The sequence below is a fragment of the Butyrivibrio sp. XBB1001 genome (assembly GCF_000424505.1).
Taxonomy (GTDB): Bacteria; Bacillota; Clostridia; order Lachnospirales; family Lachnospiraceae; genus Butyrivibrio.
Genome location: NZ_AUKA01000008.1, coordinates 41,594 through 55,477, shown reverse-complemented (window position 1 = coordinate 55,477; position 13,884 = coordinate 41,594). Strand labels below are relative to the sequence as shown.

General features: G+C 42.4%; 13 protein-coding genes. All 13 read right to left on the bottom strand.

The annotated features are described in order from the left end of the window. Window positions 1-78: 78 nt before the first annotated feature. The gene (locus G631_RS18665) at window positions 79-1,365 is read right to left on the bottom strand and encodes an RtcB family protein (protein ID WP_081671298.1); all 1,287 of its coding nucleotides are present in this window, start codon (window positions 1,363-1,365) and stop codon (window positions 79-81) included. Then, window positions 1,340-1,936: a hypothetical protein gene (locus tag G631_RS0108770; protein WP_026489130.1), complete on the bottom strand. Its 597-nt coding sequence runs from the start codon at window positions 1,934-1,936 to the stop codon at window positions 1,340-1,342. Before G631_RS0108770 ends, G631_RS18665 begins: the two co-directional genes overlap by 26 nt. After that, complete coding sequence (locus G631_RS18660) at window positions 1,933-2,859, bottom strand: ADP-ribosylglycohydrolase family protein (RefSeq protein ID WP_081671297.1); 927 nt, start codon at window positions 2,857-2,859, stop codon at window positions 1,933-1,935. Before G631_RS18660 ends, G631_RS0108770 begins: the two co-directional genes overlap by 4 nt. A 138-nt stretch (window positions 2,860-2,997) precedes the next feature. Next, window positions 2,998-4,860: a vWA domain-containing protein gene (locus G631_RS0108760; protein ID WP_026489129.1), complete on the bottom strand. Its 1,863-nt coding sequence runs from the start codon at window positions 4,858-4,860 to the stop codon at window positions 2,998-3,000. Continuing rightward, the gene (locus tag G631_RS0108755) at window positions 4,844-5,929 is read right to left on the bottom strand and encodes an AAA family ATPase (protein ID WP_026489128.1); all 1,086 of its coding nucleotides are present in this window, start codon (window positions 5,927-5,929) and stop codon (window positions 4,844-4,846) included. Before G631_RS0108755 ends, G631_RS0108760 begins: the two co-directional genes overlap by 17 nt. After that, entirely contained in the window at window positions 5,926-6,555 is a 630-nt protein-coding gene (gene prfH / locus G631_RS0108750; RefSeq protein ID WP_026489127.1) for a peptide chain release factor H, read from the bottom strand. The genes G631_RS0108755 and prfH overlap by 4 nt, the downstream gene beginning before the upstream one ends. Next, a complete protein-coding gene (locus tag G631_RS0108745; protein WP_026489126.1) occupies window positions 6,552-7,400 on the bottom strand; it encodes a hypothetical protein in 849 nt (282 codons plus the stop codon). Before G631_RS0108745 ends, prfH begins: the two co-directional genes overlap by 4 nt. After that, complete coding sequence (locus G631_RS0108740) at window positions 7,397-8,494, bottom strand: RNA-splicing ligase RtcB (RefSeq protein ID WP_035789586.1); 1,098 nt, start codon at window positions 8,492-8,494, stop codon at window positions 7,397-7,399. Before G631_RS0108740 ends, G631_RS0108745 begins: the two co-directional genes overlap by 4 nt. Before the next feature lie 354 nt (window positions 8,495-8,848). Next, window positions 8,849-9,517 (bottom strand): hypothetical protein, encoded by a 669-nt coding sequence (locus tag G631_RS0108735; protein WP_026489124.1) that lies wholly within the window; start codon window positions 9,515-9,517, stop codon window positions 8,849-8,851. 13 nt (window positions 9,518-9,530) lie between these two features. After that, window positions 9,531-10,709: a replication initiation protein gene (locus G631_RS0108730; protein ID WP_026489123.1), complete on the bottom strand. Its 1,179-nt coding sequence runs from the start codon at window positions 10,707-10,709 to the stop codon at window positions 9,531-9,533. A gap of 114 nt (window positions 10,710-10,823) precedes the next feature. Next, window positions 10,824-11,285 carry a hypothetical protein gene (locus tag G631_RS0108725; protein ID WP_026489122.1) on the bottom strand — a complete coding sequence of 154 codons (462 nt, stop codon included), beginning with the start codon at window positions 11,283-11,285 and terminating at the stop codon, window positions 10,824-10,826. A 24-nt stretch (window positions 11,286-11,309) separates the two neighbouring features. After that, entirely contained in the window at window positions 11,310-12,779 is a 1,470-nt protein-coding gene (locus tag G631_RS20205; RefSeq protein ID WP_051197076.1) for a vWA domain-containing protein, read from the bottom strand. Next, window positions 12,766-13,884, bottom strand: a complete 1,119-nt coding sequence (locus G631_RS18645) for an ATP-binding protein (protein WP_081671296.1) — start codon at window positions 13,882-13,884, stop codon at window positions 12,766-12,768. Before G631_RS18645 ends, G631_RS20205 begins: the two co-directional genes overlap by 14 nt.

Genomic DNA, 13,884 nt, shown 5'->3' with positions numbered 1-13,884 from the left:
AATATAATCATTTTTTATAATTTATTTATAGTTTAAAGCATTCATTTTTCTATAAATCAGTAGACGCATTAACGAGCATCATTCGTCTCCAGAATTGTCGTTCTCGTTTTCCTTTTCAATCTGCCTTGTTGTCTTCTTGACTGTGGTACTATTGGCCTTGAAGTTATAAACTGGCTTTACCACCTTAACAATATCAGCTGTAGGCTCGATATTATCTACGATATCGCCCATGCCCTTATATGCGAACGGACTCTCATCCAGCGTTGAATGGTTAACACAGGTAGTGTAGATTCCTGCATCGCTCATTGCCTTCTCGAACTCTTCTACTGTGAATCTGTTGAAAGCCTCTGTCCTTGAGAATCTTCTTCCAGCACCGTGGGGAGCTGACTGGTTCCAGTCATCATTACCCTTTCCGACACAGATAAGTGATCCATCCCTCATATTAATTGGGATAATGAGCCTTTCATCCTTCTTTGCTGATACAGCGCCCTTTCTTACAATGTTGCTGTCATGATCAATATAGTTATGAACAGTTGTAAACTCGCCAAGAGGCTTGAAACCATAGTTATCAATGATCATTCTGGCAATCATATGTCTGTTCTCATCTGCAAATTCCTGACAAATCTTCATATCATATAAATAATCCTGGCTGTACTTACCATGCAGGAAACAAAGATCTAGTGGGAGATCCGGAGCAGTCTGCCTGAAATTGCGATGAAGTTCCTTGATCACTTCCTGAATCTCTGATCTTCTTCCGGCTACCTTATATTCCCTCTTGATCCTGTCCTCTTCATCCCAAAGTGCTTCCTTGCCAGTGTGGAGGCCTACTGCCATCTTCTGATAAATCTCGCAGACTCTTGTTCCCAGCATTCTGCTTCCGGTATGGATTACAAGGTAATGGTTGCCATCATCATCCCTGTCGATCTCGATGAAATGATTTCCTCCGCCAAGTGAGCCAATAGCTCTTTCCATCTTCTTAGTGTCCTGAAGCTCACGGTAGCACTTCATTTCCTGAAGCTTCGGAAATCTCATAAGACGTCCTTCATTTACTTCTCTTCCGGAAGGAACATACTGCCTTATTACCTTATCCAGCCTGTCAAAATCAATGGCTTCCTTGCCAAGTTCTACTGTCAGCATTCCGCAGCCAATATCAACACCTACCACATTAGGAATTATTTTGTCTCCCAAATCTGCCGTGAAGCCAATAACACAACTCTTTCCTGCGTGACAGTCAGGCATAATTCTTACCTTCGAATCACGAAATGGCTCCTGATCCAACAGGTCTCTTATTTGCTCAACGCAAACATCTTCGCAGTTATCTGTGAAAACCTTTGCAGTATTATACTTTCCTGTTATCTCCTTCATTCTTATCACCTTTTACCCATAATAAAATGCTTTCAAGTTCATCAAAGTCGCACTCTGTCTGATTGGAGTTTTCCTCGGCCTCTTCACTCTGGTCTTCGGTATCCTCTTCCTCGTACAACTTTTTCAGTTCATCATCTGCAGTAGAATATCCCATCACTACTGCTATCATGGAATCTGCATATTTCGCTATGATATTTGGTACGCTAAATACAGCCATATCAAGCATCTCATCCGTAAGAATTGCATCTCCTTCCAATGCCAGACTCCTTATGTAGCGGACTTCATCTTTGCATAACTGCCACATACCACGAAACATATTGCAGTTAATACCAAACAAAAGTGATTCCAATTCTTTTTTGGTTTCTGGCTTAGCCTTTACGTTGGGATATCCCACAATCTGGCAATCATCTCCGTCTGAATCAACAAGGATTAGGCAATCCGCCTTCTGAACGATCTCGTTATCTATGCAGAAACCATAGTCAAAACGCATTAGTTCTTCATTGTAATCATATTTCAATTCTTCCTTGTCAAAGTATTCAGTTATCCTATTTATAACATCACTTGCGTTCATTCCAGATTCCTTCCTAATCCCAATTCCTTCAAGTACTCTAAAGGATTGAATTTACTATACTCAAACTCAACCGGTGACTCGTGGAAATCAGGGTTTTTCTTTTTGACAACCACTTTATTGTAGAACTCAAAGTCTCTTGGCTTCAGCTCATGCTGATTTGCTATATTTTCGATCACGCCCATTCTCATATGATCCGGAATCTTATATATGACTTCTGCTAGAGCACCTGCCATGCATGCTATCGTGTCACTATCTCCGCCTAAAGAAATGGCATTGAGAATGACTTCCTCATATGACCCGCCTTCTAAGAAGGCAATGATTGCTTCTGGAACAGATTTTTGACATGAAACCTCAAATCTATAGTCCTTTTTGATGTCATCCAGCTTTCTGTCCAGGTCATAGTCAAATGTTTCTGAGATATATGCCTTCACTTCCTCCTTGGTTCTACCACTCCTAAGAAGATATATTCCTGCCGCAATTGCCTGCGCACCCTTTATTCCCTCTGGGTGATTATGAGTAGGCTCCGCTGTTATCCTTGCTATGTTAAGGGTATCTTCCAAGGAATCAAACATCCATCCAACCGCTGATACTCTCATACCGGAGCCATTCCCATAACTTCCGTAAGGCTTTCTGTTTGGATCAGCCAACCAATTTCTAAATCTACCACCGTAACCCTTCCGGAAATATGCATTACCATATGCAGCCATTATTTCTTCACATTTGTCGTAAAAGTGCTGCTCGTAGCCTTCAGTTTTATTAACCAGCTCATCGTAGCATATGAGAAGTGCCTTAGATATAGCTATTGTCATTATGCTGTCGTCTGTCGGGGTACTGAATCTGGTCAGTTTGATCTTGCTTTTGTCTTTTTCATTATCAAATTCATAGATACTTCCATATACATCACCGATAATAGCTCCTAACATTCTTCTCTCCTCTTCATGCGCATTGTCAGTTCCTTATATTTTTATTATACAAAACATCACGGACACAATATGTCCACCATCAAATTTGCAGCACGCTGAACGTCAGTATCTACCTGGCATTACAGATATTATACTGTCTTACATATAAAAGACTTCTCCCTTAGCCTTGAAAGGAAGCCTGCATCCCATTGGCATGATAAATGCGTGTTCTCTCTTGATATCAAGGTGCTGGTCAATCTCACCATCTGTGATAATGAGTATTGGACCATCCTTTGGAAAATCCTTTGCGTTCTGAAGCATATCGACCGCAGGCTGAAGCCTGGTGCCGCCTCTTCCAATAACCTTTACTCTTCCGGCAATGTCTTCCGGTGTCATGTATCCCGCGTCATAAGCGTCAGCATCGCAGAAGATTACTCTTGCTGCGGGGACATCTCTTGCTGCAGAATAGCTTGCTACGGCACCCAGTGCCTTACCGATATCTGAAGGAGCCATAGAACCTGAAGTGTCGATGATTACTCCAAAAGTCCTTGATGCTTCCTTGCTCTCTGTAACAACATATCTTGCTCTTGGAATATCCGGTGTGCAGCTCTGTCTTCTGCTTGGATGCGCATAGCTTCTGTGCTTCTCAAGAGGTCTGATATGCGAATTGAACCATTCTGAAAGCTTTACATCCCAAGGTACCGGCGGAACAGCAAGTGCTCTGATTTCCTCAACAAGTCCTGCTGGTATGAAACCTCTGCCTCGTCTGCCTGTCTCGTACTCAAGTCCCTGAGTAAGCGCATTCCTGTAAAACTCATCAAGAGATACTCCTCTTCCTGAGCCGTCAAACATACTTGGAGCTCTTCTGCCCATGATGTCACCCTGGCCATTGCCTCTGAAGGTGTTCATCTTCATGAAAGTCCTCATATCCTGGCAGATCATATCGTAAATCTCTTCAGCAGACTTATTCTTAAGCGCAGGATCATACAGTACGCCCTCAGGCATAACGCCTATCTGCATCTCAAAAAGCCAGCCGTTGATCACATAGTCAGTAGCAATATTCCAAAGATATGGGTCCCTCCCAGCAGATCTTCTGTGATGGAGAAGTGCTGCATGAAGAAACTCATGCGCCATGACAAATCTCCACTCTTCCTCTGACATGTTCTTGGAAGTATTGATGTAGATTATGCCTTCATAGGCATCCACAGCAGCTATGCTGATGTCGTACTTTCTGCATTCTTCAATGTCATCAACCACCTTGAATGATGCTGCAATAGCACCAAGAAGCGGAAATGCATTTATAAACCAGCTGGCTATGCTTCTTCCAAAAGAGTTTTCCTCCTCATGATCAGAAACATAGTCGATTGCGTTTGATACGGACCTTGCAAGATAATACGCAAAATCACTGGCAAACTCATTCTTTTCCTGTCTGCCCCATCTGTCGATACCATACTCAATTGGCTTATCCAGGCCAATCATATCCATGGAATCAAGGTCTCCAACGCCATAGATGTTATTGTTCTCATCCCAGTGTTCCCTTACAAGATAGTCGTAAATCTTGTACTCATCTTCCATGATACTGAAAGGGATTGTTCCTACCGGTGACTGATTAAAAGGCTCTCCGAACTTGATGTCATGAAGAAATCTATCTACGTAGATATCGCAGGCAATATTCCAAAGCTTCGGATTAAAACTTGCTTTCTTAATCTTCTTTCCCGATGCATCCTCCACCATATATCCTGGTACCTTATCAAGGTCATAGTGTCCAAAGCAGTTGTGAAGAATGCAGTGAGCTATAGCGAAAGCCCACTGCTTTGGTGCAAGGCTGATTTGCTTGTTTACAATGATTGTGCCATCTGCTTTTGAACATGCGGGTGTCTTTTTCCCAATCTCACCCTTCCCTGCCATCTCAAGGTAATAGGCTGCAAAATGGCTGAAAACCTCATTTTCATATACAAGGTCTATTCCTTTTCTAAGCTGAACAAGGTTAGGGTCTTCTCTTTCCTTATGCTGTTTTCCCATCCTTTTTCTTCTCCTGTGCTACAAGCCTAGGAAGATCTCTTACAATCTCAATCATGAACCACTCAGGAAGTACCTTTCCGTCATCAGCAGATACTACCATCTGTGCAAGCTCATAGTTGAGCTGTGCAAGTTTCTTTAAAAGAGACTTTGCTCTGTGTGCAAAGTACTGGTTCTTCTTGTCGATCTCAGCCTTCTTCTCAGGAAGGTCATGAAGAAGTCTTGCTCTGAAAGACTGTGCAAGGAAATAGAGAACATCTCTGTCCTCAGGCTTCTCAGGCCATCTTGCATCTCCCTTGATGATGTCTTCAAGAAGGTACTTATTATCAAGCTGCTTTACGAATGCAGCAAACATCCCGGCATGGCTGGGTGTGATGCTTCCGTAAGCAAGCATTCTGATAGTCTCGATCGGGATCTCTTTTTCCCCGGCTCCAAATTCCTTAAGTGCGTCGCTCAGCATATGCCATGACCTTGGTGTTGAGAATGGCTCTTCTGTCTTTGGAGGCTCTGAAAAAAGGTGATCAGGTCTCTGGCTGATATAGTCAGTTACCCAGCTATGGATACCATTTCCATAAGCCCATGTGAGCCAGCTCTTTACGTCAGGCTTGAGCTGAACATGAAACATTCTGTTAATAAGTGCGCTGGACATTGTCTTGACTATTGCTGCATCCTGTGTTCGGTTTCCTGCGCCGATGACAATGCTGCCTTCAGGAAGGTGGTATTCACCAATCCTTCTCTCATAGATAAGGCTGTAAAAGGCTTTCTGTACCTCCTGAGAGCATGCATTGAGCTCATCAAGGAAAAGAACATATGGCTCCTTTCTTGCAATCATCTTTGGAGGGAGAAACTCTGATGTCTCTCCTCTAATCTGAGGGATACCGATAATATCCTCAGGTGCAAGCTGGCTTCCAAGAAGCGAAACGCACTCAAGTCCAACTTCCATAGAGAATTCCTCTACAAGAGCAGACTTGCCGATTCCTGGTGCTCCCCAGATAAAAACGGGTCTTGCTGGTGCAATATTAAGCAGAATATCCAGTAATTCTTCCTGGTTTACTGTTACTGGTAGATTCATAAATCTTCGTTCTCCTCTTCTTCCTTTACGAAGGTAAGCTTAAAGTTCTCGCCTTCGTAAATGCGCACGGGATTGCCACGAACAATCTGGGCATGTTTACTCCACGCGCTGTTTTTCTGTTTATCCTTACTATCTACGTTTGTCTGTTTAAGAACTGCAGAAAGCTTCTTCAGTGCGTCCTGCTTGTTCATGAACTGACTTCTTTCCTTGGTGGAGGACACTGTAATGCCTGTAGGAAGATGGATAATCCTAACTCCAGACTCTGTCTTGTTGACATGCTGTCCGCCTGGTCCTCCACTGTGGAACTTTTCGATTCTTATCTTGTCTTCCGTAATCTTCTCATCCACTTCATCAGGCTCTTCGATGATGCTTACGTCCACAAACCAGTTCTTTCTCTTGTGGCCCGGTCTGTAACCGCTCTTGCATACCCATTGCATTGTGCCTTCAAGGGCGGACAAGTCCTGTTCTGAAGTAAAAATAATTGATGAATAGGCTCCTTCTACCTCTCCTTTCACGCCTGTAATCATCTCTATATCTGGAAATTCCTTTTGTAATGCTCTGAAAATGCCGCCTACAGCTGCTCTACATTCGACTGGGCCCATTCCAGAACTGATCTGTAATATCATGTATCTACTACCTCTTTCTTTGTCTTTTTCTTCTTTGCAACCCTGATATTCCTGAGGTCGCTCTTGGTCTTGGTTGTATCGTGTTCATTCACTACGAGCTTTTTCTTTTTCTCGTCAAACTTCTTCTCACTACGGATCTTTTCCATATATGCCTTCATAGCCGGAACCAGTGATGTATCGTAAAACATAAATCCATAGCAGTACTTTTCGTTATAGCTGCCTCCATGCCTTGTCGCGGGCTCATACGTAAGAAATGTTTCATACGGTGGATAATCCTGGCACTTCACAAATTCATTTTCCAGTGGTCTGTCTGCCATCTTTCTGAGTGTTCCATAACCAGAAAGATAAGCCTGACCATCAAGGGCTGTGAACCATGTGTCAAATGCATCCTTCTCATATCCAACGCATGTTCTTTCTCTTACTTTGTAGTGCCAGAAGTCCTGGTCCTCTACCTCCTTTGCATGAGCATCAATTCTTTTTCTGTCATAATCGAAGGTATAAGTCTGTGGTGTCATCTTTCTGATGATCTGCCTGTATTCCTTCCAGTCACTGACATGAAGACCGCTCTTGTATGTAGTTAACACGACATCATGCTTGTAGTTAAGAAAATCCTCTTCGTTAAGCTTGTTTCCCTTAATGGGGAAATAGATTATCTTGTTGTGATCGTATGTAAGCACTGCACATGAGTATAAAAGTGCATATAAAGCTTCCCGGTCACCGATAAGCTCTTTTCCCCATTCACCGCCAACAGCGTTCCAGTGAATACCAGAGGTATTTCTTGGAATAAGTATCGTATGCTCGGCATTTCGCAACCTAATATGATACTTATCGAACTTTATTTTCAAGCATTGCCTCCTTTGTAGTTATAAACCGGCTTAAGGAGCTTTGTGATCTCAACAGTCTCCTTTACAGCCTCTTTGATGTAGTCAATATCCCTGTAGGCAAAGGGTGCCTCATCAAGTGTGTCCTTGCTAATGCAGCTTGTGTAAATTCCCTTCATGGAAGCCTTAAACTCAGACACTGTGTGGCTGGTTGTAACCTTCTCTCTGGATGAGATTCTGCCAGCGCCATGAGGTGCTGAGCTGTTCCACTCATCGTTTTCCTTGCCGATTCCAAGGATTACGCCATCTCTCATGTTTATTGGAATGATCACCTCCTGATTCTCCTTAGCGGAGATGGCACCTTTTCTAAGGATAGCTGCTCCAGTAGTCTCCTCAATGTAGTTGTGGATGCAGCTCTTTTCATCTGTTACCTTCCACTTCATTCCTTTGCAGATCTCCTTCATGATGATGTGACGGTTGAGCTCAGCATATTCCTGAACCACCTGGATATCATGAAGATAGTCTGAAAGAAGCTCATCTGTAAGGTATGTAAGTTCATATGGAACATCCTCTTTTCCATGCTCCATTAAATACTTGTGTCCCTTGTCCATGTAATACTCAGCAACTTCCTTGCCAAGGTGACGGCTGCCACTGTGAATGATCAGATATCCCTCTCCGTTCTCGTCTGCATCAAGCTCAATAAAGTGGTTTCCTCCGCCAAGAGTTCCGATACTGAGCATTGCCTTATCATCTCTTATGTGCTTAAAGCAGTTGAGTCTTCCGAGGTCAAAATCTGATGCATCCCTGTGAACAGTGTTTCTTACCCTGAATCCAACCGGAACGTTGTCTCTGATGATTGTGTCGAGCTTCTGGAAATCCTTTCTGATCTTTCCAATCTTTACCATGCTCATACCACAGCCAATGTCGATTCCGATAAGTGCAGGAAGAACTGCATCTGTCACTGTCATTGTGAGCCCGATGGGTCCAACCTTTCCTGGGTGAACGTCAGGCATTACACGGATCTTGCTACCCTTTGTAGCTTCGATGTCGCTGATCATCTGTACCTGCGCAATCGCATACTGGTCAACATTTCCGTCAGCGACGTCTCCCATGCACATAATCATGGCATCTGAATATTTTCCTTTTACTGGTATCAAAATAAAACCTCCGTTGCAGGTGCCTGTGTAAATGAGTACACAAAAAACACCTCTAATCCTCAGAGGCCTAAAGTCTTGTCCTTATACCAGTCCTTTTTCTTTGTGTGAAATAGTTTTAGAAATAAAGACGGCGGACAATCATGCCCCTGTTGTCTATTGCTGCTATGTTGTTAGTATTCATCGTGTATTTCATGATCGTCCTCCTTTCTTGAAATTCATTTTAGAATCATGAAAAATCTTTGTTTGTTGTTTCTGATAATACACTATCATATATATCGGACATTATGTGTCCATGTCAACAAGATTTTTAAAAATCTATATTTCTATGTTCTTCTCTGCAAAACTCTTAAGCTCCAAAACGCCCACATTAAGGATGTTTTCCTGTATGAACAGTTCCAGCTCTACTTCAGGTGTAAAGAGCTCGCTTACATTACTCTTATTGAAAAATGCCTTAAGCGGATCCATGTCCTCAGAGGAAGCATCATCAATTTCATAAGCCTCCATAAGGTTCTCTATTGCACTTATCAGGTGTCCGATCTTGCCTTCTACCTGAACATGTTCGCCCTCCGATAATTCCTCAAAGATATATTCCAGGCACATATTCTGTATCTCAGATCTCTTGTTTCGTCTCACCAGGTCATTATATATTCCAGTCACAAACTGCCGAGCAGCATCATACTTAGAATCTGCGTCAACCAAATAGAAATTAGCGTCTTCAAACTCATCACTTAGATAGGACATATCAATGTACTGGTCAAACAAATTCTGACCATCGAAATCCATCCAAAAGGTCATGTATTTATGTTTGCCACGCTTCCCGACATTGTTTTGTGGGACTGCCGCGGCTCTCGTCACAGTTGATGAATAGCATTCAGATGTCTTCCCTTCGCGAGTATCTTCCACATAGACACCCCTGCTTTTCATTCCAGCGCGTGGTCCTTTATGAAATCTGCTTTGTCTTAACATAGATGATTTACTTGCCATAATTAACCTCTTTTCAGTTATCTACTAACAGTCTTTCCATCTCATCAAAATCGATGTTGTCTCTTTGCATAATATTGCCAAATGAATTCTTCTTTGAGAAAAATGGCTTCTTTTCCTGGTTATAGTATTCCTTCTTGATGCAATCCTTCATGAAGGCGATGGCATTATCAATAGGATTGCTATAGTTCAGCATATAGTTGTATGCTTTTCGGATCTTCTCAGCATCATACTCTGCAGTTGCTGCTATCTCGCGAATCTCTCTGAGCCTGAAGTTCTCATGCATCAGGTCATATAACTCGTCCAAAAGATCATCAGTCAATGTAGCTTTCTGCTCTATAGGTTCTTCTACAAGATCTTTTCTGGCAATGAAGAACCTCACTCCGGTAGCTTTTTTACCGCTCTTCATAGGCTCATAGTCCATTTGAATGCAGGTTTTCTCATTAAGCTCTTCTTTCGCCTTGCTTAGAACATTCCTGTTAAATACCTTATACTCCTTGTACTTGTTATTGGCCTTATCCCCCATGGAGTCTACGATTTCTCCAATCCTTTCGTAGTTGGGGTATTCTTTCTCGAGCTCTGCCTTGATCTCCTTGTTTCCTCCGGTGGTGATTATTCCAAGCTCAAGCTTGAGTTCCACCAGCGAATACTCCAGGACACATTCGTTAATATTCTTCTTTAAGGCTTTCTGATAATCATAGGCCGATTTGAAGATTTCATACATTCTCAAGGAATATACGCTCTTGAGGCTAAGCGTCTCTGCAAGGCTTAGTGTAGTATAGCCCTTCTTCAAATTCGTAATTTTGTCAGTAAGGTAGTTGTTATACCTTAGGGTAAGAACGCCCTTTTCGAAAATTGCATCAGTTACGACCTGGTGCGCCTCTATCTTCCCATTTTCCTTGTCCTTAAAGAGCAACTGCCATTGAAAAATAGTAGATCCTTTAATCTGCTGGTCACACAGTTCTTCAATGTGCTGATACAAAGACCCAGAGGTTGAATTAAACAGCTTTCTAAGCTGCGTCCCCTGTATTGTTGCCACAACGTTGTTGGTCTCATCTATATGCATATTAAGCATTCCAACAGCAAAGAGCTTCTGGCTGAGAGCAGTACCTATGCCCATCGCATTAATAAGTTCATTTGACTTCTTATAGTCCTTACTCCTAACTATAAGCTCGTTACGTTCTTCTGTTTTCATACCTCATTTCTCCCAACAATTCTAAAATGTATACATCCCCTTAGAGTATAAAAAACAGAGTGGACATATTTTGACCACTCTGCGCATTTTTACATTATTCTTATGATTTTTCACTCAACCGATAGCTTCAATCGCCTCAGCCTTCTTACCAAGTAGCCTTTTTTCAACATCCTTGGCATTATCATCATCAAAAGCTGTGCTCTTCGCCAGATCTATAAGAGCCTCAAATGTTGTATCTATGAGCTCTTCTACAGTTGGTGCAACGTTATACTCATCCACAGCGTTTTCTATGAATTCTTCATCATCTACTTCAAGGAAATAATCATCCGGATTGTACTCGATATCATAGCCACCAAATATCCTTCTAAGGCTCTCTTTTCTGGTCTCTTCTGCTTCAGCCAGCTGCATTTTCTTGTTTGATGTAAAGCTAACCATCCAGTCGCAAAAGGCTCCTTCTCCTTCAAGGAAAATCACAGAAAACCTCAGTCCCTTCAGTACTGAATCGCTAAATTCCTCCATTATATCCCAATCATTCATAAAATCGGCAAACTTCTGAAAATCATAGTTACTGTCCATGACAAATACCTCCTAATATATCAACTATACTACCTGGCATTTTATCCTGGCAATCCTACCCCAAGGTGGGGTAACATCTTCATTTGTGATTATCCAAAGCACTGGAATATCCATGGTTTCTGCCTCTTCCGGATAAGGTGCATAGCCATCAGTCAGTATTACTACGCTTACCGGAAGATCATCCTCCATTTTTTCTCTTATATGCTCAAAAATAATGTCAAACCTGGTTCCTCCTCCGCCCTGCGGCCTTATTATCATGAACTCTTCCTCGTCCATAAACGGAATAGGATCTACCACCGCGGCGTCAAAGAATCCAAGCCAGCCCTCAAGCTTATTATTGTACTGATCTATGGCTCCTTTAATCTCAGAAAAGCACTGTGTAATCTCTTGGTCCGACATGGATCCTGAAGTATCAATCATAAAAAGAATCTTCTTAACAGTGAATTCCGTGTCGTTGAAATCAGGTAAAAAGAATGGGCTGTCATCAAACCTTCTGTCTGGTGGAGAAAAAGAGTAATCAACAACCTCTTCCTGGACGAACTCATCAAGAACAGTTCGCCAGTCAATCTGGGGATTTTTAAATTCCTCAATATAGCGTTCAATCAGAGCAGGAATGCTCCCAACTGCCTTTTGGCCCCACCTTTCGTTACCTTTTATGGCATTAATCACGCTTTCAATCTTTCCAACCCACTCCGCATCTGATATCGGGTCCTCAGAATCATCTTTGTCATGATAATCCCAGCCTTTTGGAGGTTTATTTGATTTACCACCTGAAGACCTCTCCTCTTTATCTGTTCCGTTACCAGATCCATTCTGTGAATCATCTTGGCTTTGGTTTCTGCCCGTTTCCTTACCTTTAGCCTTGCCCGTATCACCTTCTTTTTTCCCAGATTTCTCGCTTTCTTCACCCTGATCCTCGGATTCTTCCTGATCATCCTTATCGTTGCCGTCCCCCTCCCCAGAACTATCTTGGCCTTCTTCTTTTTCATCAGAATCTTCATCATCCGAGTCATCTTGAGCTTCGGCTTGCTCTTTCACATATACCATCTGATAAACCTCTTCAACGGTATAGTCTGCTCCCTCATTTCCTTCAGGAGTAAAATGTGGTTGCACTCCTCCAAAACCGCTGAGTGTGATAAATTCCTCGTCCCCGGAGTAACTATTTAGTATGTTGGAGTTAGCAACTATATCAGCGGCCTCATCGTAGCTTTCCTCATTAAATCCCTCACGTCTCTGAAGGTGCTTAAGAGCAAGATGAAATGTGAGATGCATAAGAACATATTCAAGCTCAGTATCATTTAGTTTTTCCAGGAATTCTGGATTAAAGCAAAACTTTTCCCCCTTTACCACCCAGGCAGTCTCATGTTCAAAGCTCATTCCCATCTTTACATGCATGAGAAGAAGACCATAGAAGCCATTCTTCATAAGAAGCTTCATTCTGGCCATCATAAGTCTTTTAGTATATAGCCTGATCTTATCCTCAGATATTTCCATTCAAAAGACTTCCCTTCTTTTGCATCCACATGGTAAACTCAGGAATTTTCATAAGCTTTCTGTCATAGCCATCCTCAATACCCAGATAGTCTTTTATGAGGATTACTGAAAAATCCGGAGGAATTCTGCCCGCATAAACAATGGAATTCCTAATCTGGTCCAAATCATCACGATGCGCTCTCGCGTATGCTGTCATTGCTGAAGTAAGGGCATATAGTGCATCTGTTCTTTTGGGTACATCTTGGGTCCGTCCCTTAAATATGTCTTCTATATCAGGTAATTCATTGTAGACATTTACCCAGGCTCTGAACTCAGTAGCAGCACCGATTCCCACAAGGCCTGCCACAAGCAGAAAACTACTGTCAAAATCCCTGTCCATTGCATTTAAGACATTACTCACCATCTCCCAGGAACGTGGCGTAGCAAAAGCAAGTTCCTCCGCTTTAGCATCAAAACTCATGAGAGCATCTTTTTTATAAGACAGATAACCTATAACCCAAGGATGAACCCCTGCTTTAACCGCCCAGGATCTCCATGATTCAAAGCTTATATCAACTTCCAAGTGCAACAATCTGTTAGCAAGAGCCTTTGGCATCTTAAACGCTACAGATTTATCCGTGGTTCTGTTTCCGGCGGCAATAACTATACAGTTGTCTGGAAGTCTATGCTCGCCAACAACCCTATCCAGTGTTATCTGATAGGCTGCAGCCTGCACAGACTGCGGTGCAGCCGATATTTCATCCAAAAACAGGATATTTACTATATCCCTACTATCATCCATCTGAAAAATCTGAGGTTTTAGCCATATGGCCAGAGTCTTTTCAGCATTTGCAGTAGGTATGCCCCTTAAGTCTATTGGATTAAAAAGAAGGAGTCTGACATCAGTTACAACAGTCTTCTTTCCGGTTTTATCCTGAATTTTGCCTGCAATTTGCCTCACAGCCTGAGATTTACCAACTCCGGGTGGTCCCCAAAGCATGACTGATGGCATTGTTTTTATAGGCAAATCCTTCTCTATTACAGTCACATATGCCTCCGATAATTGATCCACCACTTTCCCAACAGACATGGATGGTATATTTGTTAGTGTTAGCTCTTTACTCAT

Coding starts and splice junctions, on each gene's coding strand:
- G631_RS18665 (WP_081671298.1), bottom strand. CDS start 1,365: ATGAAGGAGATAACAGGAAAGTATAATACTGCAAAGGTTTTCACAGAT.
- G631_RS0108770 (WP_026489130.1), bottom strand. CDS start 1,936: ATGAACGCAAGTGATGTTATAAATAGGATAACTGAATACTTTGACAAG.
- G631_RS18660 (WP_081671297.1), bottom strand. CDS start 2,859: ATGTTAGGAGCTATTATCGGTGATGTATATGGAAGTATCTATGAATTT.
- G631_RS0108760 (WP_026489129.1), bottom strand. CDS start 4,860: ATGGGAAAACAGCATAAGGAAAGAGAAGACCCTAACCTTGTTCAGCTT.
- G631_RS0108755 (WP_026489128.1), bottom strand. CDS start 5,929: ATGAATCTACCAGTAACAGTAAACCAGGAAGAATTACTGGATATTCTG.
- prfH (WP_026489127.1), bottom strand. CDS start 6,555: ATGATATTACAGATCAGTTCTGGAATGGGCCCAGTCGAATGTAGAGCA.
- G631_RS0108740 (WP_035789586.1), bottom strand. CDS start 8,494: ATGTGCATGGGAGACGTCGCTGACGGAAATGTTGACCAGTATGCGATT.
- G631_RS0108735 (WP_026489124.1), bottom strand. CDS start 9,517: ATGGCAAGTAAATCATCTATGTTAAGACAAAGCAGATTTCATAAAGGA.
- G631_RS0108730 (WP_026489123.1), bottom strand. CDS start 10,709: ATGAAAACAGAAGAACGTAACGAGCTTATAGTTAGGAGTAAGGACTAT.
- G631_RS0108725 (WP_026489122.1), bottom strand. CDS start 11,285: ATGGACAGTAACTATGATTTTCAGAAGTTTGCCGATTTTATGAATGAT.
- G631_RS20205 (WP_051197076.1), bottom strand. CDS start 12,779: ATGGAAATATCTGAGGATAAGATCAGGCTATATACTAAAAGACTTATG.
- G631_RS18645 (WP_081671296.1), bottom strand. CDS start 13,884: ATGAGTAAAGAGCTAACACTAACAAATATACCATCCATGTCTGTTGGG.